The sequence below is a fragment of the Streptomyces sp. NPDC030862 genome (assembly GCF_055571835.1).
On record NZ_JBVIEN010000005.1, the window covers coordinates 133340 to 159169 of the forward strand.

18 protein-coding genes are annotated in these 25830 nt (G+C 74.4%); 5 read left to right on the forward strand and 13 right to left on the reverse strand.

The window, feature by feature from the left end:
• Nucleotides 1-64: 64 nt before the first annotated feature.
• The 6 genes from ACZ42X_RS15105 to ACZ42X_RS15130 all read right to left on the reverse strand — a co-directional run bounded on the left by ACZ42X_RS15105 (nt 65) and on the right by ACZ42X_RS15130 (nt 6374).
• Nucleotides 65-1342 (reverse strand): cytochrome P450 family protein, encoded by a 1278-nt coding sequence (locus ACZ42X_RS15105; RefSeq protein WP_468289109.1) that lies wholly within the window; start codon nt 1340-1342, stop codon nt 65-67.
• Nucleotides 1339-3213, reverse strand: coding sequence for a tetratricopeptide repeat protein (locus ACZ42X_RS15110; RefSeq protein ID WP_468289112.1), 1875 nt, complete (start codon nt 3211-3213; stop codon nt 1339-1341). The genes ACZ42X_RS15105 and ACZ42X_RS15110 overlap by 4 nt, the downstream gene beginning before the upstream one ends.
• A 30-nt stretch (nt 3214-3243) precedes the next feature.
• Nucleotides 3244-4203: a nucleoside triphosphate pyrophosphohydrolase gene (locus ACZ42X_RS15115; RefSeq protein WP_468289114.1), complete on the reverse strand. Its 960-nt coding sequence runs from the start codon at nt 4201-4203 to the stop codon at nt 3244-3246.
• 9 nt (nt 4204-4212) lie between these two features.
• Nucleotides 4213-4848, reverse strand: coding sequence for a SurA N-terminal domain-containing protein (locus ACZ42X_RS15120; RefSeq protein ID WP_468290127.1), 636 nt, complete (start codon nt 4846-4848; stop codon nt 4213-4215).
• Between the two features lie 90 nt (nt 4849-4938).
• A complete protein-coding gene (locus ACZ42X_RS15125; RefSeq protein ID WP_468289117.1) occupies nt 4939-5394 on the reverse strand; it encodes a GtrA family protein in 456 nt (151 codons plus the stop codon).
• Nucleotides 5391-6374, reverse strand: a complete 984-nt coding sequence (locus tag ACZ42X_RS15130) for a glycosyltransferase family 2 protein (RefSeq protein WP_468289120.1) — start codon at nt 6372-6374, stop codon at nt 5391-5393. The genes ACZ42X_RS15125 and ACZ42X_RS15130 overlap by 4 nt, the downstream gene beginning before the upstream one ends.
• A 126-nt stretch (nt 6375-6500) precedes the next feature.
• Between ACZ42X_RS15130 and ACZ42X_RS15135 the strand changes: the two genes are divergently transcribed.
• Nucleotides 6501-8975 (forward strand): YfhO family protein, encoded by a 2475-nt coding sequence (locus ACZ42X_RS15135; protein ID WP_468289123.1) that lies wholly within the window; start codon nt 6501-6503, stop codon nt 8973-8975.
• A gap of 10 nt (nt 8976-8985) precedes the next feature.
• The gene (locus tag ACZ42X_RS15140) at nt 8986-9798 is read left to right on the forward strand and encodes a class I SAM-dependent methyltransferase (RefSeq protein ID WP_468289126.1); all 813 of its coding nucleotides are present in this window, start codon (nt 8986-8988) and stop codon (nt 9796-9798) included.
• 34 nt (nt 9799-9832) lie between these two features.
• Here the strand turns inward: ACZ42X_RS15140 and ACZ42X_RS15145 are convergent, their stop codons facing one another.
• The 3 genes from ACZ42X_RS15145 to ACZ42X_RS15155 form a co-directional block, all read right to left on the reverse strand.
• Entirely contained in the window at nt 9833-11371 is a 1539-nt protein-coding gene (locus ACZ42X_RS15145; protein ID WP_468289129.1) for a protein kinase domain-containing protein, read from the reverse strand.
• Entirely contained in the window at nt 11368-11955 is a 588-nt protein-coding gene (locus tag ACZ42X_RS15150) for a hypothetical protein (RefSeq protein ID WP_468289132.1), read from the reverse strand. The genes ACZ42X_RS15145 and ACZ42X_RS15150 overlap by 4 nt, the downstream gene beginning before the upstream one ends.
• 130 nt (nt 11956-12085) lie before the next feature.
• Nucleotides 12086-14155 (reverse strand): N-6 DNA methylase, encoded by a 2070-nt coding sequence (locus tag ACZ42X_RS15155; protein ID WP_468290129.1) that lies wholly within the window; start codon nt 14153-14155, stop codon nt 12086-12088.
• Between the two features lie 252 nt (nt 14156-14407).
• Here ACZ42X_RS15155 and ACZ42X_RS15160 point away from each other — a divergent pair, with 252 nt between their 5' ends.
• Nucleotides 14408-15145 (forward strand): hypothetical protein, encoded by a 738-nt coding sequence (locus tag ACZ42X_RS15160; RefSeq protein WP_468289135.1) that lies wholly within the window; start codon nt 14408-14410, stop codon nt 15143-15145.
• A 242-nt stretch (nt 15146-15387) separates the two neighbouring features.
• Here the strand turns inward: ACZ42X_RS15160 and ACZ42X_RS15165 are convergent, their stop codons facing one another.
• The 3 genes from ACZ42X_RS15165 to ACZ42X_RS15175 form a co-directional block, all read right to left on the reverse strand.
• The gene (locus ACZ42X_RS15165) at nt 15388-18825 is read right to left on the reverse strand and encodes a hypothetical protein (RefSeq protein WP_468289138.1); all 3438 of its coding nucleotides are present in this window, start codon (nt 18823-18825) and stop codon (nt 15388-15390) included.
• 71 nt (nt 18826-18896) lie between these two features.
• Nucleotides 18897-19661, reverse strand: a complete 765-nt coding sequence (locus tag ACZ42X_RS15170; RefSeq protein WP_468289141.1) for an HNH endonuclease family protein — start codon at nt 19659-19661, stop codon at nt 18897-18899.
• A 99-nt stretch (nt 19662-19760) separates the two neighbouring features.
• Nucleotides 19761-20597 (reverse strand): SCO6745 family protein, encoded by an 837-nt coding sequence (locus tag ACZ42X_RS15175; protein ID WP_468290132.1) that lies wholly within the window; start codon nt 20595-20597, stop codon nt 19761-19763.
• 279 nt (nt 20598-20876) lie between these two features.
• On the opposite strand from ACZ42X_RS15175, the gene ACZ42X_RS15180 reads away from it, so the two are divergent.
• Together ACZ42X_RS15180 and ACZ42X_RS15185 are read left to right on the forward strand one after the other, a co-directional pair.
• The gene (locus ACZ42X_RS15180) at nt 20877-21533 is read left to right on the forward strand and encodes a TetR/AcrR family transcriptional regulator (protein WP_468289144.1); all 657 of its coding nucleotides are present in this window, start codon (nt 20877-20879) and stop codon (nt 21531-21533) included.
• Nucleotides 21534-21628: 95 nt separating this feature from the next.
• On the forward strand, nt 21629-22102 hold the full coding sequence (locus tag ACZ42X_RS15185) for a carboxymuconolactone decarboxylase family protein (protein ID WP_468289148.1): 474 nt from the start codon (nt 21629-21631) through the stop codon (nt 22100-22102).
• 69 nt (nt 22103-22171) lie between these two features.
• On the opposite strand, the gene mfd is transcribed toward ACZ42X_RS15185, so the two are convergent.
• Nucleotides 22172-25702 (reverse strand): transcription-repair coupling factor, encoded by a 3531-nt coding sequence (mfd, locus tag ACZ42X_RS15190; protein ID WP_468289151.1) that lies wholly within the window; start codon nt 25700-25702, stop codon nt 22172-22174.
• Between the last annotated feature and the right edge of the window lie 128 nt (nt 25703-25830).

The following is a 25830-nucleotide window of genomic DNA, read 5'->3' on the forward strand; positions in this document are numbered from 1 at the left end:
TGAACGTAGCGGCATTCGAACGCTAGTCACAAGTCGATGCAGCGGAGATTACGCGAAGATCACATTACTGACGGATCGTCATATCCGAGGGCCCCGCAAAGGGGGTGAACTCGACCGGGAGCGTGCGCAGTCCCCGCATAATGAGCCCCCCACGCCACCGCAAATCGGCAGGATCCACCGCGAGCCGGAGGTCCGGCAGCCGGGTCAGCAGCGTCGCCAGCGCGGTCTGCCCTTCGAGGCGGGCGAGCGGCGCGCCGAGGCAGTAGTGGATGCCGTGCCCGTACCCGAGGTGCTGGTTGTCGCGCCGCGCCAGGTCCAGGGTGTCGGGCTCCGCGAACCGCTCCGGGTCCCGGTCGGCGGCCGCGAGCACCACCAGCACCGGGTCCCCCGCCGCGATGCGCTCCCCGCCGATGGTCAGCGGCTCGGTCGCGAACCGCCACGTGGCGAGCTCCACGGGCCCGTCGTACCGCAGCAGCTCCTCGACCCCGGTCTCCAGCAGCCCCTGCTCGCCCGCCGCGAGGGACTCCTGCAGCCGGGCGCGCTGGCCGGGGTTGCGCAGCAGGGCGTACACGCCGTTGCCGATGAGGTTGACCGTGGTCTCGAACCCGGCGAAGAGGAGGATGAACGCCATCGCCGCGGCCTCGTTCTCGGTGAGGTGCTCGCCGTGGTCGCTCGCCCGGATGAGCCCCGAGATGAGGTCGTCCCCGAGATCCTCGCGCTTGCGGTGGATCAGCTCGGCGAGGTAGCCCCGCATCTTCTTCACCGACCGCGCGACCCCGCCACGCGGCCCCCCGCCGTGCCGGATCATCATCCCGGCCCAGTCCCGGAAGTCGTCCTGGTCCTCGGGCGGGACGCCGAGCATGTCGCAAATCGCGTAAATGGGGAGCGGGAACGCGAACTCGTGGATGAGGTCGGCGCTCCCTTTTGTAGCGAAGTTGTCGATCAAGCGGTCCGTCAGCTCCTGCACCCGCGGCGCGAACTCCGCCACCCGCCGCGGCGTGAACGCCTTCGACACCAGGCGCCGGAGCCGGGTGTGGTCCGGCGGGTCGATGTTCAGCAGGTGCGTCATCAGCTCCGCCTTGCGCTCCCCCGGAATGCCGGTCTTGCCCTTGGCGTGCGCGGGCTCGTCGTGATGCGCCGGATTCTTGCTGAGCCGCTGGTCGGCGAGCGCCTGCCGCGCGTCCGCGTACCGGGTGACGAGCCACGCCTCGACCCCACTGGGCAGCTTGGTGCGGTGCACGGGGGCGTGCTCCCGGAGCCAGGCGTAGGCGGGGTAGGGGTCGGTGGCGAACTCCCAGGTGAAGAGCTCGGGCGGCGTGTTCGGATGGTTCGGGGCGTTCACCCCTCGACGGTATCCGCCCCGTCCCCCTCGGCGGCGAGTGCCTTCACGGCACCGGGGTGCCCGGCGTCAGCGGCTTTACGCATCCAGGCGCGTGCCTCTTCCGGCTTGCCCTCCTTGGCGAGGAGGCGGGCGAGGCGGAAGGCGCCGTAGGGGTCGCCGGATTCGTACGCCTGGAGGTAGCGCCCGCGGGCCTCCTCGACGCGGCCGTCCTCTTCGAGGAACACGCCGAGGTTGGCGAGGTCCTGGGGCCACAGGGCCTCGAGGAACCACTCCTCAGCATCCTCGACGGTGTCCACCCTGTACTCCGGCAGTTCCTTCTCGCGCCGCGTGTCCCCTGCATCGGCGGCTCGCTGGAGCCAGACCCGCGCCAGGAGTTCCTCGTTGCGGTAACGGTGCATCGCGCCCAGGCTGCCGGCCACCTGGCTGTACCCGCTCTCGGCCGCTTGCTCATACCGCGAAAAGGCCTTGCCGTATTGCCCTGACCCGAAGCACAGGTCCCCCAGGTCGTGCGCCGCTTCCGGGTTGCCCGCGTCCGCGGCCGTGGTCAGCCACTCCATTGCCCGTTCCCGGAGCAGTTTCCCCAACTCCAACGCCGCCTCCGCGTCCCCCGCTCCGGCGGCGGCCTCCAGGTACCGCTCCGCCTCGCGAATCTCACCACGCCCGGCGAGCGACCGGCCCAGCTCCCGACAGGCGCCGGTGTGGCCCGCGTCGGCGGCCTTCCGGAGCCACGCCTCGTCGTCGGTGAGCCGCGCGAGGCGGTACATCGCCTCCGTGTACCCCTCCTCCGCCCTCTCCTGGTAGTACACGCGCGCGACCGGCGTGACGGTCTCAGGGTCGTACGCGAGGGCAGCGTCCCAGACCGCGTCCGAGGGCGCCGGCACGGCGTCCGAGCGCAGCGCGTCCGCGATCAGCGAGCCGTACGGACGCCACCCGTCGCCCGTCTCGACAAGCAGGCCCGTGATACCGAGCCGGGGTCGGGCCGCCCAGGCGAGGGCGTCCTCGAAGGACTCGCCCGAGGAGTCGGGGCCGTACAACTCGTACGTCTTACGCAGCAGCTCCACCGGCAGCGGCGCCATGAGCCCGCACAGCGCCAGTTGGAGGGCCGCCCGCACCACCAGGTGGCCACGGGGGTGGTTGGCCGGGCGGCGGGCGCGCTGCCATTCCGCCCACAGGTCGGGACCGAGGCCCAGGTACTGGGTCACTGGGCTCGTTCCGCGCCACCGCCGTGCACGCCCATGACGGGGGTCGCCACTCACCGCCAGCCGCGCGAGTTCATCGGCGCTCCAGGCGAGGCTCAGCTCCACCGTCCTGCCCCGGCTCAGCACCCGCGCGTACGCCGACGAGCCGAAGCGGTGCTCGTCGTACGCCGCGTCCGACATGGTGGCGAGCACCGGCACACCCTGGCTGGTCAGCCGGGCCAGCAGCCCCGCGTCGAGGCCGCGTTCGTGGAGGTGGCCCTCCAGGTCGTCGAGCCACAGCACCCACGGGCCGCCCTCGTGCCGGGCCAGGGGGCGCAGGTCCGCGCCCGGTGGGGGGACGCACACCTGGTGGTCCCGCAGAGCGCGGACCATCGCCGCCCACGCGGTCGTGGTCTTGCCGGACAGCGGCTCGCCGGTGACGACGACCAGCCCGCTCAGCTCCGCCAGTTCGGCGTCGCGGTCCCGGAGGACGTACGTGCCGTCATAGTGACGGCCGCCCAGCGCCACCGGGTCCGTCTCGCGGACCGGCAGCCAGAGGAAAGGATCGGGCGGCGAGGCAGCGCCGACGTGGACGGCGCCGATCGAGCCGGACTGGACGACGGCCGAGAACCCGCCGCCGGACACCTGATTGCGCACGGCGGCGACCTCGGCCGCCCGCGTCTCCTCGTCCATGGCCCCGCCCCGTTCGTCCCGTGAGGAAACCTACCGCCCCTCCGCCGCGCGGATCGCGTCCCGGTACGCCCGCCCCGCCGCCCGCAGCGCCGCCTCCGGGTCGACGCCCTCGGCCTCGGCGCGGACCGCGAGGGCGAGGAGCTCGTAGCCGATGCCCTCGCCCGACGGCGGCGGCACGTCCAGTCCGGCGTTGCGCACGCGGCTCGCGAGCTTGGCGACGAGGGCGAGGCCCGGCTGGCCCAGCGGGACGCCGTCGGTCACCGACTCGCGCTGCTTCTCGATCGCCTTCGTACGGAGCCAGTGCTCCTTGACCTCCTCCGGCGTCTCGGCGCGCTCCTCGCCGAAGACGTGGGGGTGGCGGTGGATGAGCTTGTCGACGATGGTGCCGGCGACGTCGTCGATCGAGAACGGCTCCTCGTCGTGCTCCTGCGCGATGCGGGCGTGGAAGACGACCTGGAGGAGGACGTCGCCGAGCTCCTCGCGCAGCTCGTCGCGGTCGCCGTCCTCGATGGCCTCGACGAGTTCGTACGCCTCCTCGATGCCGTACTTGGCGAGGCCCTCGTGGGTCTGGAGCGACGACCAGGGGCACTCGCGCCGGATGCGGTCCATGACCTCGACCAGGTCCAGCAGCCGGGCGCCCGGCAGGTCGTACGAGCCGGGGAGCAGCTCCAGGTCGGGCATGGCCACGCGGCCGGAGCCGGCCATGCGGGCCAGCCCGTCCGTGAGGGCGCTGTCGCCCTCGCCGGACGGGACGACCACGACGGTGCGGCCGCCGGCGCAGGCGTCGACGAGCTCCTGCGCGGTGGGCGCGGTGATCTCCACGGCGACGCCCGCCTCGCGGAGGTACGGCAGCTGCGGGTGGTCGGCGTCGGCGCACAGCACCCGGTCGGCGGCGTGCAGCGTCTGCCACGCGGGCCAGGACAGCAGCCCGGGCGCGACGCGGTGGCTGGCGGTGAGCAGGACGATACGGCCGGGGGTGTCAGCGTTCACCCCACGAACCTACATCTGCTGCTGGGCGCCCAGCTCCCGGATCCAGGGGGCCCGGTACTCGCCCAGTTGGATCTTGTCGTTGTCCCAGGTGCCGTAGCGGGGGTTCACCTCGATGTCGAGTGCCTTGGAGGCGGCGGCGAAGACCTCGGTGAGCTTCTTCTGCCCCTCGGGCGTATTCGTGGCCCCGAGCTTCTCGGCGATCTTGTTCATGAGGACGTTGCGGCGGACGACGGCGTCGATCTCGTCGGGCGCCACGCCCTGCTGCTGGAGCAGCATCGCGGCCAGCTGCTCCTCGCCGCCGGTCTGCCGGGCCGCCGAGCGCCGGGTCTCCTGGATCTCCTTGCGGCTGGCGGTGATGCCGTGGTCGGCGGCGACCTTCTCCACGACCCGGTCGAAGATCATGCCGTTGAGCTTCTCGCGGTTGAGGTCCCCGGTCGCCTTCACCAGCTCCGCGGCCTGCGGCGACGCCTCCTGCGCACTGCGCACGTCCTTGACCTGTGCCTGGAGGGCGGCCACCTCGATCCGCTGCCCGTCGATGACGGCCGCGGCCCCTGGATGCGCCTGGCTCCCGCACCCCGCCAGCAGGGGCCCGGCCACGAGGAGTGCGGCGGAGACGGAGAGCGCGGTGCGACGGCGTCGATGCAGGCGGTGCAAAGGAGCCTCCCGGCGTGGGTCGTGCGTCAGTGGAACGACCTTGCGATGATCGATGGTAGGCAGTGAATGTGGCTCAGGCCACTACTTCGAGGCCACTGCTTCCGTCAACGACTCACCGGTGCGCGGGGTCTCGGGCCGCAGCATGATCGTCCGCGAGACGACGAAGGTGATCGGGATCGCCGCGGCCGCGGCGAGGAGCGGGGCGTAGCGGCTGGAGAGGCCGGCCACGTCGACCAGGAGCCAGACGCCGCTCGTCGTGATGACGAAGTTGGCGGCGTTGGTGAGCGGGAACAGCAGGAACTTCCGCCAGGTCGGCCGGGTGCGGTAGGTGAAGTGGCTGTTCAGGAAGAAGGAGCCGGTCATGGAGAGGAGGAACGCGACGACGTGCGCGGCCACGTAGGGCAGGCTCAGGGACAGGAACAGCAGGTAGAAGCCGTAGTACGTGGCGGTGTTCACCACGCCCACGAGCGCGAACCTGACGATCTGGCCCCGGACCTTGCCCTGGACCCGGCCCCGGCTCTGGCCCTGGACGGTCATCGGCGTACGAGCTCCCCTGAACGGTCACGCCGGGGTGGCGGCGCGGTGGTGTTCGACGCCTTCACCAGGAAGTGCGGGCGGCGCTTCACCTCGTAATAGATACGCCCCACATACTCCCCGACGACCCCGAGCATCACCATCTGGACCCCCGCGAGCGCCGTCACCGTGACCAGGAGGGTGACGTAACCGGGGGTGTCGACGCCCTTCACCAGGGCCGCGCCGACGATCCAGGCGGCGTACGCGGCGGCGAGGGAGACGAGCAGCAGGCCGAGGTGGAGTGCGGCGCGCAGCGGTCGGTCGTTGAAGGACAGCAGACCGTCGAGGCCGTAGTTGAGGAGCCGGCGGAAGGTCCACTTCGAGCGGCCCTGCTCGCGGGCCGCGTTCTCGTACGCGAGCGTCGTCGTGCGGAAGCCGACCCAGGCGAAGAGGCCCTTGGAGAAGCGGTTGTACTCGGTGAGCTCCAGGACCGCGTCGACGGTGCGCCGCGACAGGAGGCGGAAGTCGCCGACGCCGTCCACGAGCTCGACGTCGACGAGGCGGTTGACCAGCCGGTAGTAGGCGCGGGCGGCGAGGGTGCGGGTGACGCGGTCGCCCTTGCGGGTACGGCGCGCGACGACCTGGTCGAAGCCCTCGCCGTGCAGCTCCAGCATGCGGCGCAGCAGCTCGGGCGGGTGCTGGAGGTCGGCGTCCATGACGACGACGGCGTCCCCGGTCGCGTGGCGGAGGCCGGCCAGCATGGCGGCCTCCTTGCCGAAGTTCCGGCTGAAGGAGACGTAGCGCGTACGGGAGCGGGCGTCGCGGGCGGCCGTCTCCTGAAGCAGCGGGAGCGTACGGTCGTGGCTTCCGTCGTCCACGTAGACCAGCTCGAACCCCGTCCCGGTCTCGGCTTCGAGGCGTTCGAGCTCCGTGGTCACGCGGGCGTGGAAGCGGCCGATGATCTCCTCTTCGTTGAAGCACGGCACGACAATCGAGATCAGCACGGAAGTACGACAACGGACCCGTGTGTCGCCGGCGGTCGCTTCGCATGGCGGCCCGGCGACCATTGCGTGAACTGGCGTACGAAGCCCACTTTCCGGGGCCGGGGCGCTGGCATATTCGGCGCCATCATGCAGAGAGACGCCTTCCGGGCGCGTGCGCTCCCCCGTGTGTTCGCCGGTGCGCTCCCCGGTGTGTTCGCCGGGCTGCTCACCGCGCTCGCGGTCTGCGCCGGTGACGCCGTCGCCCGTACCTTCCCCTTCGGCCCGCGTACGCGCGCGGTCAACGACCTCGGCAACCAGTTCGTGCCGTTCCACGCCCACCTGTGGGACCTGCTGCACGGGCGGGCGGACGGCGGGCTGCTGCTGAACTGGCGGTCGGGGTACGGCACCGCCCTCCTGCCGGACCTCGGCACGTATCTGTCGAGCCCCTTCGCACCGCTCGTCGCGCTCTTCCCGCGCGACGAGATCAACCTCGCGGTGTACGTGATCACGGTCCTGAAGACGGCGGTCGCCGCGGGCGCCATGGCCGTCCTGCTGCTCGCGCTGCGCGCCACCGGCCCCTGGTGGGGAGCGGGCGTGCTCGGCGCGTCGTACGGGCTGTGCGGCTGGGCCGTCGTCGAGGCGTCGTACAACCCCATGTGGCTGGACGGGCTGATCGGCTTCCCGCTGCTGTGCCTGGTGGGCGAGTGGGTCCGCACGGGACGGCGCCCGCTGCTCGGGCCGCTGGTGGTGGCCCTGGTCTGGGTGGCGAACTTCTACACCGCGTACATGGCCACGCTCGGCGCCGCGCTGGTGCTGCTGGCGCGTGGGGTCGGCGGGTGGCGCGCCCTCGGCCGGGCCGCCGGGACCGTGCTGCTGGGGATCGGGCTGGCGGCGCCCGTGCTGGTGCCGGTGTTCCTGGGGTCGCGGCACGCGTACCCAGGGTGGACGCGGGAGTTCCGGGCGGCCGGGTGGGCGGAGGTGGCGGCGCGCACGCTCCCGGCGACGTACGGCTTCTTCACCCCGGCGCTCTTCGTCGGGACGGGCGCGCTGCTGCTCGCCGCGGCGCTCCCCTTCCACCGCGCGGTGCCGGTGCGTGAGCGGTGGGTGTTCTCCGGCCTGGTGGCGGGGGTCCTGCTGTCGCTGCAGTGGGAGCCCACGCACCTGGTGTGGCACGTCTTCGCCACGCCCAACGGCAGCCCGTACCGCCAGACGTTCGTGCTCGCCGGGGTGGTGGTCATCGCGGCGTGGACGGCCGTGTCGTACGGCTGGCCCGGGCGGCGGGCGCTGCTCGGCGGGACGCTGGTGCTGGGCGTGGTGGCGGCGGCCTCGGTGTCCGGGACCTCCGCGACGCGGTGGTCGTATGCGCTGTTCGCGGGCGGGCTGGCGGCCTCGGTGGGCGCGCTCGCGCTGGTACGCCGCCGGCCGTCCGGCGGCGCGGTGGCCGGGGCCGTACTGCTGGCGGGCGCGCTGGTCGTGCAGGCGGCGGCCACCACGGCGTACGCCGACCGGGAGCGGCCGGCCCGGCTGGACGACTACCCGGCGTGGGGCGGGGAGCACGCGGCGCGGGCGGCGGCGGTGGCCGGGGCGGACGGGTGGCCGCGGTACCGCACCGACCCCGGGCGGCCGCAGCTGACCGGGAACGACCCGCTGCTGGTCGGCGGGCAGGGCGCCGCGTACTACAGCAGCCACACGCCCGCCGTGCTGACGCGCACGCTGGCGGCGCTCGGCGGCGGCTGGACCTCGAACGGGCGGAGCGTGCAGTCCCTGGACAACCCGGTGACGGACGCGCTGTTCGGGGTGGGCGCGCGGGTACGGGGGCCGGATGCCGTACGGCGGGACGGAGGCGCGCTGCCGCTGGTGACGGTCCGGCCCCGGAGTGCGGAACTCCGGTACGGGGACTCGGCGTTCCGCAACCAGGAACTGCTGCTCGGGTCACGCGTCTACGACCTCCCCGAGGACGGCGCGTGCCCGGTCGGCAGCGAGGTCTTCGTGTGGGCGCCCGACTTCACCGGGACGGCGCGGCTCGGCGACGCGGGCGGCCCGCCCGTGAGCCCGCCCGTGGAGCTGCGCGGTGGCCTGCCCAAGCGGCGCGCGGCGATGGCGCCGCTCGGTACGCAGCGCACGGCGGGCGCGCGGGTGGTGCTGGAGGGCCGCGGCTCCGTGCCGCCCTCCGGCAGCGTCGGGTGCCTGGACCGGGCACGGCTCACGGCGGCCGTCGCGCGGTTGCGGGCGACCGCGGCGGTGGCGGTCGACGTCACGCCCGACGGCGTGCGCGCGGAGCTGCCGCCGGGCACCCGGACCGCCGGCACGGCGGTCCTGGCGGCACCGCGCATCGCGGGCTGGCGGTGCGAGGGCCGCCCGGCGGACGCGTACCTGGGGCTCGTCGCCGTACCGGTGACGGCGGGTCAGGCGTCGGTGAGCTGTACCTTCCGGCCGCCGGGGCTGCGGGCCGGGGCGGCGGTCGGCGCGGCGGCGACGGTGGTGTGGGCGGTCTGGGCGGGCTGGACGTGCCGGGCGGTCGTACGGCTGCGGCGGCGACGGTACGGGCGGCCCACTGGGCGCCACCAAGACTTCACCGGAGCGGCACCGTCCCGTGGCCCGCGCGCGGGCGGTGCGGCGTAGCTTGCGGCGCATGCCCTCTCTACTGAGCAACCGGCTGGCGAAGCGGGTGTTGAAGCCCGCGTTCGCCCTGGTCGAGCAGCGCCTGGAGCGCGCCACGACCGCGCTCCAGTCCGATCTGGACGCCCTGCACCACGAGGTGGCGGACCTGCGGCGGCAGAGCTACGGGCTCGGGCTGCTGCTCGACCGGGCCGGGCGGGACGGCGACCGGATGCCGACCGCCACGCAGGTCGACACGCTGGTGCGCGAGGTCGCCGCCGTCACCGGGGAGCGCGGCGAGCGCGTGCGGCACGACATCACCGTCGCGTACCGCCACCTGGTCGCGCTGGAGGCGCTCGGCGCCGGCGGGCTCGGCGGGTCCCTGTCCGACGTGTGCGGACGGCTCGCGACCGTGCCGCTCCTCGCGCCGCCGAACGGCGAGGTCCTGGAGCTCGGCACGCGGCACGGCCTGTTCGCGGCGGCGCTGCGGCGCATGCTCCAGCGCGGTGGCCTCGACGCGCGGCTGACGGTTGTCGTCGACCCGCTGGACGGCCCGCCCGCCCGCGAGGACGTCGTACGCGGCAACCTGGCGCTCGGCGGCGGGCACCCGGCCGGCGACACGGCACGCCTGGTGCGGGGCTCCTTCGCCGAGGCGGCCGTACGGGACGAGGTCGGCGACCGGCGCTACGGCGTGATCGTCCTCAACGGCGACGGGCACGACGCGGCGGCGGCGCGGGAACTCGCCGCACCGGGCGCGGTGGTGGTCCTCGGCGACCAGCCGCGACCCGCGGAGCTCACGGGCCTGGGGCGGGTGGCGGACTCGGTGTACTGCCGGGCGGACGCGTAGGTCGTCCGCCTGACGAGTCGTCGTCGTACCCCCGCTAGAAGGTGCGTATCTGCTGCTGGCGTTCCAGCGCGCGCCGCAGCTCCGCCGCCTGTGGGTGGTACGGCCCGTAGACCCGCTCGGTGTCGTACAGCAGGCTCTGCAGCTGCTGGTACGCGGCCGAGTGGTCGCCCATCGCCAGCAACAGGTGGCCGATGCGGTGGCGCAGGTCGAAGGCGCGGCCGGAGTCGGGGGCGCCGGTCGTCTGGGTGCCGGTGCCGTTCTCGTAGTACGGGAGGAGCGCGCGGTACTCGGCGAGGGCGGCCGCCGTCTCGCCGAGCTGCTCCAGGCAGAGCGCCGCGTCGTACCGGAACTGGAGCGTCTGCGGGTCCCCCGGACCGGCCTCGGCCGCCCGGTCGTCCGCGAGGCGCCGCAGCTCGGGCAGGGCGCGGCGGTACTGGCCGTCGTCCATCAGGGTCGTCGCGTACTGCTTGCGCAGGATGCGGACGACCGGGGAGTGCTCGCCGTGCTCGGCGGCGGCCGCCGGGAGGATGCCGCCGAGGATGTCCACGGCCTGGGTGATGCTCCCCTCGCCGAGCAGCCGCTTGACCTCGTCCACGGCTGCGGCCACGTCGGGCCGCGTGGCGGCGGGCGGCACCGGCGGGCGCGGTGGCGGCGGGGGCGTGGCGGCGCGGTCCGGCCAGGGCGCGTACGGGCGCAGGAAGGGGCGCGTCGGGTCGAGGGGCCCGGCCGGGGTGCCGCGCACGGGCAGCAGCGGCGCGAGGGCCTCGTACACCTCCTGCGCTCCGGACGGCCGGTGCTGCGGGTCCTTGGCGAGCAGCCGCAGCACCAGGGTCTCCAGGGCCTCCGGTATCTCGGGGCGGAGGCGGCGCACGGGCAGCGGCGGCTCGTACAGGTGGCGGTGGAGGACGCCGAGGGCGGTGGAGCCGGCGAAGGGCACGTTGCCGCTGAGGAGTTCGTGGAGGAGGACGCCGAGGGCGTACAGATCGGTGTACGGGCCGACGGCGCCGCCCATGGCCTGCTCAGGCGCCATGTAGGCGGGGCTCCCCACGGGCGAGCCGGTGTGGGTGAGGCGGGTGGTGTCGGTGTCGATGACGGAGGCGACGCCGAGGTCGAGGACGGTGAGGGTGCCGTCCGGTTTCACCATCACGTTGCGGGGCTTGAGGTCGCGGTGGACGATCGGCACGGCGTGCACGGCGGCGAGCACGGCGCACAGCTGCGCGGCGACGGCGACGGCCCACTGCCAGGGGTAGGGGTCGTGTTCGGCGAGGTGGTCGGCGAGGTCGGCGCCCTCGACGTACTGCATGACGAGGTACAGGTCGTCGCCGTCGCTGCCCGCGTCGTGGACCGTGACCAGGCCGGGGTGGGAGACCTGGGCGGTGACGCGGCACTCGCGCACGAAGCGGCGGCGCATCTCCTCGGCGGCGGTGGCGGCGGCCATGTGGTCGGGGCGCAGCAGCTTGACGGCGACGCGGCGGTCGAGGCGGCCGTCGTAGGCCGTCCAGACCTGGCCCATGCCGCCCTGGCCGATGACGGTGGACAGTTCGTACCGGTCGGCGATGATCCGTCCGCTCACCGGCGCTCGCCCCCGCCGTTCCCGGGGTCCTGGCGGAGCAGCTGGCTGAGCTCGTCGAGCTCGGCACGGACCTGGTCGATGCGGGGCGGCGGCTGAGGCTGCTGGGGCTGGGGTGGCGCGGGGGGTGTGGGCGGCTGGGGCTGCGCGGGCGGCGGGCCGTATCCGTACGGCTGCGGCTGCTGTGGCTGCTGCGGCGACGGCGGGCCGTAGGGAGGCATGTGCGGTACGGGCGGTACGGGTGGCGCCGGGTGGAAGGGCGCCGCCTGCGCCGCCACGCGCCCGCGGTGGTGGATGTCGACGATCAGGTAGTACACGACGACGCCGACCATCTGCAGCAGCAGCCCGGCCATGCCGACGTTCGAGATCCAGTGGTCCGCGAAGCGCTGCTCCAGGCTCGCCAGACAGCCGATGTTCAACGCCAGTTGGCACCAGAACAGCGTCCAGTCACGGCCCGTGCGGCGCACGATCGCGATCCGGAGCATGGCCACCCAGGCGAGCATGCCCAGGGTCAGCACGATCAGCATGCAGATGATCACGCGCACGGCGATCACGCCCGCCGTCACGGCGGGACGCGGTGGCGTCATGGGCGCGTGCCCGTGCATACGTCGCTCCAGGGGGTGCGGATCAGAGGAACTCGAGCGTATACACCGACACCGACAGCCGCCCCAGGGTTGTACGAAACGGCCGACCAGCTGATCACTCGGCTCGCTCAGCTCACTCGGGAAGCACCGTGCCGTCCGCCAGACCGTCGTACAGGCCCTGCACCAGCTGCTCGCCGAGCCGTCCCGCGAGGCGCAGTGCGTCCTCGAACTCCGCGAGGGCGCGGAAGCGTTCGCCGTAGCGGTGCTGCTCGGCCAGGGGCAGCCGGGGCAGCCGCAGGCGCCGTACGTCGAGCCGGGTGGCGGTGGACGCGTAGCTGCTGGCGCGGCGGTTGTTGGCGGTGCCGCGCAGGAAGCCGGCGAGGAACCAGGCGTCCAGTGCGGTGCGGTCGGGCCGCAGCAGCTGGAGGTTGCGGCCGAGCGCGGCGCCGGCCGTGGCGGCGTCGATGACGCGCGCGACGGAGCCGCCGCCGAGGACGGGGACGACGACGTCGCCCTCCTCGGTGAGCACCGGTTCTTCCGGGGGACCGTCGGGGAGGGTGCCGGAGGGGGCCGTGCCGGCGAGCACATCGTGCTCGGTGAGGACCGCGACGGGGTGGCCGGAGGGGGCCGTGCCGGCGCCGCCGGCGCGCAGCTGGAGGGCTCCGGCGCGGGCGAGTTCGCCGACCGTGGTGAGGGGCCGGGCGGCGGCACTCCCGGCGGGCGCGGCGGGTGGCGGCGTGAGCTCCATGGTGCGGCGCAGGGTGGCCCCGAGGCGGTCGCGTACGGCTTCGAGGCCGGCCGCCGAGCCGCCGGGGGCGGGGACGGGCAGGTGGCGGGCGGGGGCGAGGTCGACGTCGTCGTCGAGGAGTTCGATGACGGGTACGGAGCGACTCACGCCCGGGACGCCGGGGTGGTCCCCGCGGCCGCGCCAGGCGTCGAGCACCGCCGACTGGAGCGCGGGCCAGGGCAGTTTGTCGCGACCGCCGTCCGGGACGAGCCCGGTCGTGTCGACGAACAGCAGCTCGGGGTCCGGTCGCTGGTCCGCGCCGGGCCGGCACAGCACCCACAGGTGCAGCGGGATGCCGTACGGGGGCGCGGCCCCGGCGGGCAGGGCGATCACGGCGCGCAGGGCGCCACGGCGCAGCAGGTCGGCGCGGATGCGGCGGCCGGAGCGGCGGGAGGCCACGGCCGGGGGCATCAGGAGGACGGCGGTGCCGCCGTCGCGGAGACGGGCGAGGGCGTGCTGGACCCAGGCCAGTTCGGACTCCGTACGGGCCGGGAAGCCGTACTCCCAGCGGGGGTCGTAGGCGAGCTCGTCGTGGCCCCAGTCGCGTTCGTTGAACGGCGGGTGGCAGACGACGGCGTCGGCGGCGAGGCCGGGGAAGGCGTCGCGGCGCAGGGTGTCGGCGGCGGCCGTGCGGATCTCGGCCGACGTGTGCAGGGCGAGGCGCAGCGCGGTGAGCGCGGCGAGATCGGGGTCGGCGTCCTGGGCGTGGAGGGTGTCGGCCCGGTCGACGGCACGGTCGACGGCGCGCAGGAGCCCGCCGGTGCCGCAGGCCGGGTCGAGCACGGTCCGCGGGGACGGGCCGACGAGGGCGGCCATCAGCTCGGCGAGACCGGGCGGGGTGAGCGTGTACTGGCGGGGGTTGGCGTCCAGGTGCCGTCCGAGCAGGAACTCGAACGCCTGGCGCGCCCCGCCGAGCTGGGCGGCGAGTTCGGCTGCGCCGCGCAGCAGCGACAGTGAGGGGGCGAGGTCGGCCGCCGTGGGGGTGCGTACGGAGCGGGGGGTGCCGAAGCGGGCGGTGAGCACCTCTTCCAGGGCGGTCGGCAGGGCGTCGGCGAGGCGGTCGTCCGGGAGGGCGGACCGCTCCAGCCAGCCGGTGGGCCGCTCGTGGACGAGGAGCAGGGCGCAGCCCGCGTGGACGAGGGCGGTGAGGGGCCCGGCGGGGTGGGCGGTGAGCTGCTGCCAGACGCGCTCGCGCAGCGGTACCTCGGCGAGCTTGCCCTGGTCGCGCAGCCATCGCTCGACGTCGGCGAGGGCGAAGGAGGGGCTGGTCTCGGTGCCGCCGACGGGCTTGGGGAAGTCGGCGTGGCGCCTGCGCCAGTTGCTGACGGCGGCGCGTCCCACCCCCGCGAGCCGGGCGATACCGGCGGCGGTGACCTCCGGCGCGGCTGCCGGGGCACTCGTGGCCGCCGCACCCACCGCGGCTACCGCGTGCGCCGCTGCCGGGGTGCCCCCTGTGCCTGCTGTGCCTGCTGTGCGTTCCTGCGGCACGTGTCCGTCTCCCCTCGTCCGCGCTCTCACCGCGCTGAAGAAACGAGCATACCGATCCAACGGTTCACAGTGTGAGCCGATCCGATTTCCGTGAACTCTGTTGACTCGGTTCACAAGCTCTGCTGTGATTGACCCATCGAACAACGGAGCAACTCCAGCGCCCGGGAAGGTGCCACAGCCATGTCTCAGTCCATGTACGCCCCGCAGCAGCCCCAGCAGCCGCAGCACGGCCGGCCGGAGAAGAAGCGCGGCTGGTTCGCCCGCCACAAGGTCCTCACCGGCCTGGGCGCGGTCGTCGTGGTCGTCGCGATCGCCTCCGCGGTCGGCTCGGGCGGTGACGACTCGTCCCCCAAGACGGCGTCGGGCGACACCAAGGGCAAGCAGGAGCAGCAGGCCAAGCCGGAGGAGGCGAAGAAGGCGCCCTCGATCGCGGGCGACGGCGACCACGAGGTCGGCAAGGACATCCAGCCCGGCCTGTACCGCACGAGCGGCAACGACGACGGCCTCTGCTACTGGGAGCGCGCCAAGGACTCCACCGGCGAGACCGACTCCATCCTCGCCAACGACAACGTCACGGGCACGAGCTACGTGCTCCTGAAGGCGAGCGACAAGGTATTCAAGTCCTCCGGCTGCAAGGACTGGGAGGCCGTCGACGAGAAGGCCGCCGGGACGCCCAAGGCGGAGGCGAAGGGCGACGGCGGCATGTACAAGGTGGGCGCGGACCTCGCCCCCGGCACGTACAAGTCCACGGGCAACGAGGACGACATGTGCTACTGGGAGCGCGCGAAGGACGCCTCCCACAGCTCGGACGCGATCCTCGCCAACGACAACGTCTCCGGCACGGCCATCGTGAAGATCACCGCGAGCGACGCGTACTTCAAGACGACCGGCTGCAAGGACTGGGTCAAGACGGGCTGACGCCTCCCCTTGCGGGAAGCACCGCTCCCGGCACCGGCCCCAGGAGCCTCCCTCCAGGGGTCTCCCGCCCGGAAGCCCCGGCCCCAGGTGCCTCGCCCGGGCTACCTCGCCCCCAGGCGCCCCCTCCCGGAAACCTCTCCGCCGGCTCACCCCCGGGGCGCCTCACCTCCGGGCACGCACGGCGCCTCACCCCCGGGCACCCCGGGCGCCTCATCCCCCGGGGCGCCTCGCCCCCGCCAGCCTCACTCCCGCTCCACCGTCACCGTCAGCGCCGCGTCCCGGACGTCCGCCACCGGGTGGCGGCGCAGGGTGCGCAGGGCGGCCCGCCAGGGCGCGGGCCAGCCGAGGCGGACGCCGAGGGTGTGCACCAGGTCGACGGCCAGCAGTCCGGCACCCGGGTCGCCCGCCGCCGCGCACCCCTCGGCGGCGGCCAGCAGCGGCGCCGGGTCCTGCGCCCGGTGCATGACCGCGACCCGCGAGCCCAGCCGGCCGGCGATCCGGGCGGCGAGCGCCGGCCTGCCGTCGACGGCGTCGGCGACGGCGCGCAGCCGGGCCGTCAGCTCCGACGGCTCCGCATCGAGGTCCACGAGGCTCACGAGGAGCTGGGCCCGGGCGGCCGCGAGGGACGGCTCGGTGGCCAGCTGCGCGGCGACCGCCTCCGCCACAAGGCGGGCGCCGGCCCCCTGGCCCTGGTCCGCGGGCAGGTTGTCCACCAGGGACAGCAGCCGCTGCCGGGCCGGCAGGTCGCGGTCCTCCAGCGCCTCGTACTCCCCGGCCGCGACGGCCGTGAGCAGTCGGTCCACCGTGTCGTGGAGCAGGCTCCCGGGCGCCGCGCCGCCCAGCGGGTGCGGCAGACCGGAGACGGCGAGCGTCGTGACGGCCTGCGCGGCAGCGCGCCACGGGCGCTGCCAACCGCCCGCTCCGACGCGCTCCTCCAGAGCGGTGACCGTACCGACCAGGACGTCCGCCACCTCGGGTGCGTCCGCGGCCCAGCGCGGCAGTCTCTCCAGCGCGGCCGCCGCGACATCGCGGTCGGCGGACCGGCACACCTCCCCCACCAGCCGCGCGTACCGGGCCCGGTGGGCGGCCGGCACGGCCCCGTACTCGGCCCACACCAGCGCCCGCAGCACCTGCTCGGCGCCGTCGCGCGCGGCCTCCGTGAGGACCGCCCACGCCTCCTCGCGCCCGAGGAGTCCGGTGCTGGCGGCGACCACGGCCGCCTGGACGTCCGGGTGGGCGCCGGGTGCGCGGTACGCGGCCGCCAGTAGCGCGGCGGCGCGGTGCGGCGGCAGGTGGCGGGCCGCGAGCCGGACGGCCTCCTTGCGGCTGGTCACCTTCACGCCGTCGCTCGCGGTCAGCAACGCCCGCAGCCGGCCGTCCAGTTCGGAGGGCGCGGCATAGCGGGCGGCGCGCCCCGCGGCGTACACGGCGACCCGGGCGCGGTCGCCTCCGGCGTGCGCCAGCAGCAGCGGCAGGGCGAGCTGCGGCTGCTCCGTCCACACCAGCGCGCCGAGAGCGGCCTCGACGAGCACCACCTCGGCCGGCCCGTCCCCCTCCGCTCCCCGCGCGTACCGCAGCGCGAGCGCCCGCCCGTGCACCGGCAACGCGGCCGACGCCCGGAGCACCGCGGCCCGCTCGTGGAGCGGCAGGGTCGCGTCCGCGACGGCCTCGGCGGCCAGCCGGGCCGCCGCCGCCTGCTGGCGGGGCAGCCACCGGTGGGCGTACCCGAAGAGGGGCAGGGGGCGGCGGGTGCCGGGCTTGAGGAACCGCCCGTACGGCGGGGTCCGGCCGGTCACGGCGTCGAGGAGGTCGGTGCGGCGGGCCGCCAGCACGTGGTGCACGGACGGCAGGACGGCCGCCGACGGTTCGAGGGCGAGGAGCCGCCCGGCCCGCTCGTCGCGCGTCGCGGCGGGTTCGAGCCACAGCCGCGCCGCGGTCTCGAAGGCGCTGTCGTCGCCGGACGCCAGGGCGTCCTCCAGCATCCGCTGGAGGGTCTCCATCCGGTGGGCGCGCGGCCCGAGCGCCTGGACCAGCGCGAGGAGCGGGCGGTGGTCGCCCTTGTGCGCGGCGGCTTCCAGCCAGGGCCGCAGGGCTTCGAAGAGCCGCTGTTCCTGGCCGCGTGGCAGGCCGCGGTGGAGTGCGCCGAGGTCGCCGACGCCCACGTGCCCGGCGATCCGCTCCAGCGCGGACAGGGCCCAGTCGCGCAGGGCCGCGTCGCCGTCCGGCACGTGGGCGCGCAGCACCGCGAGGGCGAGGCGGCGCAGCGCGCCCCGGGTGCGCGGGGAGCCGTCGCGCGCCTCCAGCGCGTCGCGCACGACCTGGTCGAGGGCGCCCGCGCACTCCGCCGTGAACAGCTCGGCCCGTACGCCGGCGAGCGCTTCGAGCGCCGCCGCACGCACCGGGTCCTGTTCGTTGCGGAGCCGTGTGCTCATCAGGTCCAGCAGGTCGCGTACGTCGGCGGCGTCGCCGGACGCGTCCACGTTGGCGGCCAGCAGCGGCCAGACCAGCGCCCGTTCGGTAGCGTCGGGCCGCCGCAGCGCCTCCAGCAGTTCGGGGCGGGCCTCGGCGACCGGGCACTGGGCGAGCGTCTCCAGGATCTCGGTCCAGTACCACCCCTCCTCGCGGCCCGTGCGCACCCAGTGGCGGGCCTCCGCCCACCGCCGTTCGCGCGGGAGCACGGCGAGCACCGCGTCCGCGATCGTGACCCTGCCGTCCGTGCCCTCCATCGCCGTGTCGAGGAGCTCACCGCGGCGCCCCGGCGCCACCGCCTTGAGCAGCGCGGCGAACTGCTCCGTGCGGCGCACCCAGTGGCGGGCGAGCGCGGGCAGGGAGGGCGGGTCGGCGCGCGCGATCCGCCGCAGCACCGAAGCCGGCAGCAGCGGCTCGTAGCGCTGCGCCGGCCGTTCCGGCGAGATCAGCCACCGTACGACGCGCTCGGCGTCGGCATCCGCCAGTACGCCCAGCTTGTCCCACAGCGGCGCCGGCAGGACGCCGGGCCCGTACGCCTCCAGCAGCGCGAGCACCCGCAGCGGCCGGGCGGGCGCGGCGGCCGCGATCCCCCGCGCGTGCGCCTGCCACCAGGCCGCGCGCAGATGGAGGGGCTGCACGGCGAGTTCGCGTGCGGCATGGTCGAGCACGGCGTCGGGGTGACGGCGGCCGAGCTGCGTCCACGACTCGACGGCGTACGCGAGCGCGGGCAGCGTCCGCGCCACGAACGGCGCCGAGCACACGGACAGCAGCCGCGCGGCCTCCGCGTCCCCCCACTCCTCGCGCAGCCGCTCCACCAGGTGCTCGGCGAGCGCCGTGCGGCGCCCCCGCTGTACGACGCGGGTGAGGGCGCGCCGGGTGGCCTCGGAGGCGTCCCCGTACGCGGCCTCGATCACGGCGTCCGGCAGCGGGAAGGTACGGGCGGCGCGCAGCGCGTACCCGCGCACCACCTCGTCGGGGTCGGTCAGCCGCTCCGCGAGGAAGTCGGCCTGCCGCCCGGCCAGCGCGGCCATCGCCGCGAGCCGCCGCGCGTAGGGGCCCTCGCTGCCGCCGAGGCCGTCCCACTCCGCCAGCACCTCGGGCAGTCCCCCGTCCCGCGCCAGATCGCGGGCCGCGTGGCCGAGGTGCCGCAACCGCTGCGCGTGCGGGAGGGGTTCGAGGTCGGCGAGCAGGCGTGCGGCGGTACGAGACATGGGGGTGATTGTGTCCCGAAAGGCCCACCCCGCCGCACTGATTATCGGGTTACCGGCGTCTGCACGGGGGCTCAGCCCTCGCCGCACTGCCGCAGCATCGCCTCCTTGTCCGCCGCGGTCACCGGCAGCGCGTACTTGACGGCCACCTGCGAGAAGCGCACGGCGTAGGCGCACCGGATCCCCTTGTCCGGCGGCAGCCAGGACGCCGGACCGGAGTCGCCCTTCGCCGAGTTGGCGCGCCCGTCGACCGGGAGGAGGTTCAGCGGGTCGTTCGCGAGCTGTTCGCGCTTGCTCTCCGGCCAGCGGGAGGCGCCCATCTGCCAGCTGTACGACAGCGGCACCACGTGGTCTATCTGCACCTCGGCGGCGTCCTGCTTGCGCCACTCGATGGTCCGGCCGGTGTACGGGTCCGCCAGTGTCATCGCCATGACCACGCAGTCGGACCCCTCGCGGAACCGCAGTTGCCGCCCGTCGCGGCGCAGCAGGTCGTTGCGGGTGTCGCAGCCGTTGCGGGCCAGCGGTACGCCGTCGGCCGTGTCCATCCAGGCGTAGCCGAACTCGTCGCGGTCGTACCCGGTCTTCGGTCCGCGCCCCTTCACCGCCACGCGCTCCAGGAGCCGCCGGGCCTCGGCGCGCTCGCCCTCGGAGGTGAGGGGCGCGAGGCCCGGCTTCGTACCGTCGGGGTTGTCGAGCGGGCGGGCTGCGCGCGAGGAGGAGCCCGGCGGGCCTGACGCACCGCCGTCCGCGCCGTCGTTCGCACCGGGGCCGCACCCGGCGGCGAACGTCGCGACGGCGGCCAGCAGCACGGCGGGCAGGACCCTTCGAGGCGTACGCATGCCCGAATCGTAGGGGCTGAGCGGGAGCCGGGCCCCGCGCGCGCTCCACCTTGCCGATCCCGAGGGCCCGTCAGCCGCAGGGAGCCGGGCCCCTCGGTGCTACACCTTGCCGATCCCGAGGGTGTTCTCGCGCGGCAGGAGCCCACTGCCCAGGACCGCGACCCATACGCCGCCGAGGAGTTCGGCGAGCCGGGCCATGGGCTCGTCGCCGAGCGCCGCCCAGGGGCCGGCGGCCAGGTCGTCCGTGCGGCGCTCGGCCTCCGCGCGGAGGGCGCGTCCCGCGTCGGTGGCCGTGCCCTCGAGGGCCACCAGCCCGCGTGCGGCGAGCCGTTGCCGGGCGGCGGCCCACTCGCCCCCGCTCCAGCCGCGGCTCTCGAACGTCTCGGCGGACGCGGCGCCGACGGCGGCGAACGACACCAGCGCCTCCACCGGGTCCAGCTCCGCGACGAGCAGCGCCGCCAGGTGCCCGTCGCCACGGTGCTCGCGCAGTACGGTCGCGGCCTGCCACAGCACGAGGTGCGGCGCCTCGGGCCACTCCAGTGCGGCGTTCGCGGCGGCGAGCGGCCGCCCCGCCGTCACGGCGGCCTCGGCGGCGCGCCGCGCGAGCTCCGCCGCCTCGGCGAGCTCCTCGCCGTCCACCGCGTCCCCGAGCAGCCGCCGGTAGAAGCGGTCCACGCCCCGCAGCCGCGCCGCCAGCACGTCGCCGGGAGCGGCGGTCTCCCACGCCCCGGCCACGTACCGGGCGACCATCTCCGGGCTGAAGCTGTAGAACGCCGACGCCACCGGCCCGGCCCCCACGGCGCCGAGCGGCGCGGCGCGCCAGGCGAAGTAGCTCGGCCAGCGCTCCCCGGTGGCGTACCCGAGCGCGGCGGCCTCCTCGAAGGTCTCGGGGGCGTAGTAGACGACGGCGTGCAGGGGTTCGAGCAGATGCCACATCTGCCGTACGCGCGCCGGGTCCGGCCGGAACCCGGCCTGGAACCGGGCCCGCTGGACCTGGACCTGGCCCTGGATCTGGCCCTGGATCTGGCCCTGGATCTGGGCCTGGACCTGCCCCTGGACCTGACCCTGGATTCGGGCCTGCCCGGCCCGTGTCTGGGCCTCGATCTCGGACATGGAACCACTCCCCCTCATCTAGTCACTGCCTAGATTGGACTGCCCCAGCCTCCACCCCCCTCCCGAACTTGTCAACGCCTAGATGGCGCCTACGCTGACCGCATGAGCAGCACACCCACCCCCCAGCGCGGCTACCACCACGGCGACCTGCGGCGCGCGGTCCTCGCCGCCGCCCTCGACGTCATCCGCACCGACGGACCGGCCGGCCTGAGCCTGCGCGACCTGGCCCGCCGCGCGGGCGTCTCCCACGCCGCCCCCGCCCACCACTTCAAGGACCGCGCCGGCCTGCTGACCGCCATCGCGGCGGAGGGCTACGACCTGCTCGCCGAGACCTTGGAAGACGCCGCGAACCTCGCCGACTCGGGCGTGCGCTACGTCCGCTTCGCGATGGACCACCCGGCGCACTTCCAGGTCATGTTCCAGCCGGACCTGCACCACCCCGACGACCCGGAGCTCCAGCGGGCCAGGACCCGCGCGGGCGACCGCCTCCGCGCGGCCGTCACCCCCGTCACTTCCGGCCTCTCCGACGCCTCCGGCACCGACACCGGCACCGGCACCGGCACGGAGGAGACCGCCGACGACGCACGCCTCGCGGGCATCGCGGCCTGGTCCCTGGCCCACGGGTTCGCGACACTGCTCCTCACCCACAACCTGACGGACCCGGTGGGCGACCGTGCCCCGGAGGAGGTGTTCCGGTCCCTGACCGGGCTGCTGTTCCAGGGCGCCGCCGCCCGGCCCGGACCCGCCGGTCTCTCGTGACGCACGTCACACGCCTCCGGCCCGCCGGCATGTCACATCCGCGCCGGGCCGCTCCGTCCTTGCCGTGTAACCGTCGACACGGCAAGGAGAACACCATGGACGCCCGCCTCAACCTCTTCAGCAGCCCCCTCGCGCCCCAGCTCATGAAGTACCTCGGCGCGGCGGGCAAGGTCATCACGGACTCGACCCCGCCGGCCGCGACGCAGGAGCTGGTGAAGATCCGGGCCAGCCAGATCAACGGCTGCGGCCCCTGCCTCGACATGCACACCAAGGAGGCCGCCCACGCCGGCGAGACCGCCCTGCGCCTGAACATGGTCGCGGCCTGGCGCGAGGCCACCGTCTTCACCGACGCCGAGCGCGCCGCGCTGGAGCTCGTCGAGCAGGGCACCCGCATCGCCGACGCGGCCGGCGGCGTCACGGACGAGGCCTGGGCGAACGCCGCCCAGCACTACGACGAGGAGCAGCTCGCCGCGCTGGTGTCCCTGATCGCCCTCATCAACGCCTACAACCGCCTGAACGTGATCGCCCGGCAGCCGGCCGGCGACTACGTGGTGGGCCAGTTCGGCTGACCCACCACGCGCGCCGCCACGAAGGGGGCCACGCCCCCGGCCGCATGGGCCCTATGAGCCCTATGAGCCCTACGAGCCCAGGATCGTCGTCAGGAACTCCCCCGTCCACGCCAGCAGTTCGCGGCCCACCACCGGCTTGCCGCCGATCTTGCCGGTGGTCGGGCGGGGGACCAGGACCTGGTGCGTCTGCGGCTTGATCACCGTGCGCGGGTACAGGCGCTTGAGGCGCAGCTCCTGCGACTCGCGCAACTCCACCGGCCCGAAGCGGATGTTGGGGCCCTGGAGGACGATCTCGCCGACGCCGCAGGCGCGGGCCAGCATGCGCAGGCCCGCCACCAGCAGCAGGTTCTCGACGGGCTCCGGGAGCTTGCCGTAGCGGTCGGTGAGCTCCTCGCGGACCGCCTTGATGTCCTCCTCCGAGTTCGCCGAGGCGATCGCCCGGTACGCCTGGAGGCGCAGGCGCTCGCCCGGCGCGTAGTCGTGCGGGACGTGCGCGTCGACCGGCAGCTCGATCTTGACCTCCAGCGGCGGCTCCTCCTCCACGCCGCCCTCCAGCGACGCGCGGTAGTCCGCGACCGCCTCCCCCACCATGCGGACGTACAGGTCGAAGCCGACGCCCGCGATGTGGCCGGACTGCTCGCCGCCCAGCAGGTTGCCCGCGCCGCGGATCTCCAGGTCCTTCATGGCGACGTACATACCGGCGCCCATCTCCGTGTGCTGGGCGATCGTCGCCAGCCGCTCGTGGGCCGTCTCCGTGAGCGGCTTCTCCGGCGGGTAGAGGAAGTACGCGTACCCGCGCTCCCGGCCACGGCCCACGCGGCCGCGCAACTGGTGCAGCTGCGACAGGCCGAAGTTGTCGCCGCGCTCGACGATCAGGGTGTTGGCGTTGGAGATGTCGATGCCCGACTCGACGATGGTCGTGGAGACCAGGACGTCGAACTTCTTCTCCCAGAAGTCGACCACGACCTGTTCGAGGGCGGCCTCCGACATCTGGCCGTGGGCGATGGCGATGCGTGCCTCGGGCACGATGTCCCGCAGCCGGGCCGCCGCGCGGTCGATCGACTCGACGCGGTTGTGGATGTAGAAGACCTGGCCCTCGCGCAGCAGCTCGCGGCGGATCGCCGCGCCGATCTGCTTCTCCTCGTACGGGCCGACGAAGGTCAGGACCGGGTGCCGCTCCTCCGGCGGGGTGGTGATCGTCGACATCTCGCGGATGCCGGTCACCGCCATCTCGAGCGTCCGGGGGATGGGGGTCGCGGACATCGTCAGCACGTCGACGTTGGCGCGCAGCTTCTTCAGCTGCTCCTTGTGCTCGACGCCGAAGCGCTGCTCCTCGTCGACGATGACCAGCCCCAGGTCCTTGAACTTCGTCTCGGACGAGAAGAGGCGGTGCGTGCCGATGACGACGTCGACCGAGCCGTCCTTCAGCCCCTCCAGCGTCGCCTTCGCCTCCGCGTCGCTCTGGAACCGGGACAGCGCCCGCACGACGACCGGGAACTGCGAGTACCGCTCGGAGAAGGTCCCGAAGTGCTGCTGCACCAGCAGCGTCGTGGGGACGAGCACGGCGACCTGCTTGCCGTCCTGCACCGCCTTGAACGCGGCGCGCACCGCGATCTCCGTCTTGCCGTAGCCGACGTCACCGCAGATCAGCCGGTCCATCGGGACCGTCTTCTCCATGTCCTCCTTCACCTCGGCGATGGTGGACAGCTGGTCCGGCGTCTCCGCGTACGGGAAGGCGTCCTCCAGCTCCCGCTGCCAGGGCGTGTCCGGACCGAAGGCGTGGCCGGGCGCGGCCATCCGGGCCGAGTACAGCTTGATCAGGTCGGCGGCGATCTCCTTGACCGCCTTCTTCGCCCGGGCCTTCGTCTTCGTCCAGTCCGCGCCGCCCAGCCGGTGCAGGGTCGGCGCCTCACCGCCCACGTACTTGGTGACCTGCTCCAGCTGGTCGGTGGGGATGTACAGCCGGTCGCCGGGCTGGCCGCGCTTGGCGGGGGCGTACTCGACCAGCAGGTACTCGCGGGTCGCGCCCTGCACCGTGCGCTGCACCATCTCGATGTAGCGGCCGACACCGTGCTGCTCGTGGACGATGTAGTCGCCGGTCTCCAGCGTGAGCGGGTCGATCGTCTTGCGGCGCCGCGTCGGCATCCGCTGGCCGTCCTTGCCGGCGGCCTTCTGCCCCGACAGGTCCGTCTCGGTCAGGACGGCGATCTTCAGGCCCGGGTCGACGAAGCCATAGTCGATCGAGCCGCACGCCACGTGCACGACGGACGGCGAGATGCCGGTCAGGTCCCCGTCGAGGCGGGCCGCGATGCCCTCGCCGCCCAGCACCTCCACCGTCCGGGCCGCCGGGCCGTGCGCCTCGGTCACGAAGACCGTGCGCCAGCCGTCCGCCAGCCAGCCCTTGGTGTCGGCGAGCGCGCGGGCGGTGTCACCGCGGTACGACTCCGGGGCGTGCATGCCCAGCTTGAGCGTGTCGTCGTCCAGCTCCTCGTCCGCCGCGAACGGCGACACCGACCACCACATCATCCCCAGCTCGCGCGCCCGGTCCCGGACGTCCGCGATCCCCCACAGCGACGCCGCGTCCAGGTCGATCGGGGCCTCGCCGCCGCCGGCCGTGGCCGCCCACGACGCCTGCAGGAACTCCTGCGAGGTCGCCACCAGGTCCGCCGCCCGCGTACGCACCCGCTCCGGGTCGCACACCACCGCCATCGAGCCCTTCGGCAACACGTCGAGCAGCAGCTCCATGTCGTCCACGAGGACCGGCGCCAGGGACTCCATGCCCTCCACGGCGATCCCCTCGGCGATCTTGCCGAGCAGTTCGCCGTGCTCCGGGTGCTCCTCTGCCAGCGCCGCCGCGCGCGCCTTCACCGACTCCGTCAGCAGCAGCTCCCGGCACGGCGGTGCCCACAGCCCGTGCTCGGCCACCTCCAGGGACCGCTGGTCGGCCACCTTGAAGTAGCGGATCTCCTCGACGTCGTCGCCCCAGAACTCGACCCGCAGCGGGTGCTCCTCGGTCGGCGGGAAGACGTCCAGGATCCCGCCGCGCACCGCGAACTCGCCGCGCTTCTCCACCAGCTCCACGCGCGCGTACGCCGCCGCCGCGAGCCCCTCGACCACCTCGTTCAGGTCCGCCTGCTGCCCGGTGCGCAGCGACACCGGCTCCAGGTCGCCGAGCCCCTTCACCTGCGGCTGCAGCACCGACCGCACGGGCGCGACCACCACCGAGACGGGGCCGGCCGCCGGGTCGTCCGCCGACGGGTGCGCCAGGCGCCGCAGCACCGCCAGCCGGCGGCCCACGGTGTCGGAACGCGGCGAGAGCCGCTCGTGCGGCAGCGTCTCCCACGCCGGGTACTCCACGACCGTGTCCGGGTCCAGCAGGCTGCGCAGCGCCGCCGCCAGGTCCTCGGCCTCCCGCCCGGTCGCCGTCACGGCGAGCACCGGCCGCCCCGCGTCCCGGGCCAGCGCGGCCAGCGCGAACGGGCGCGCGGCGGGCGGGCCGACCAGGTCGACATGGCTCCGGTGACCGTCGGCCGCCGCCTTCACCGCTTCGGCGAGGGCGGGGTCCTTGACGACGGCGTCGAGCAGACCGTGCAGGCTCATGGAGGCTTCCATCCCGAGGTATGGGGCCCCGACGTGTGGGGCGAGGGGCAACGCGAACCGCCCGACACGTCTCACGGGCCGGGGGTTCCCAGCCTACGACGTCGTCGGCACACCCGCGTTCGAAACAA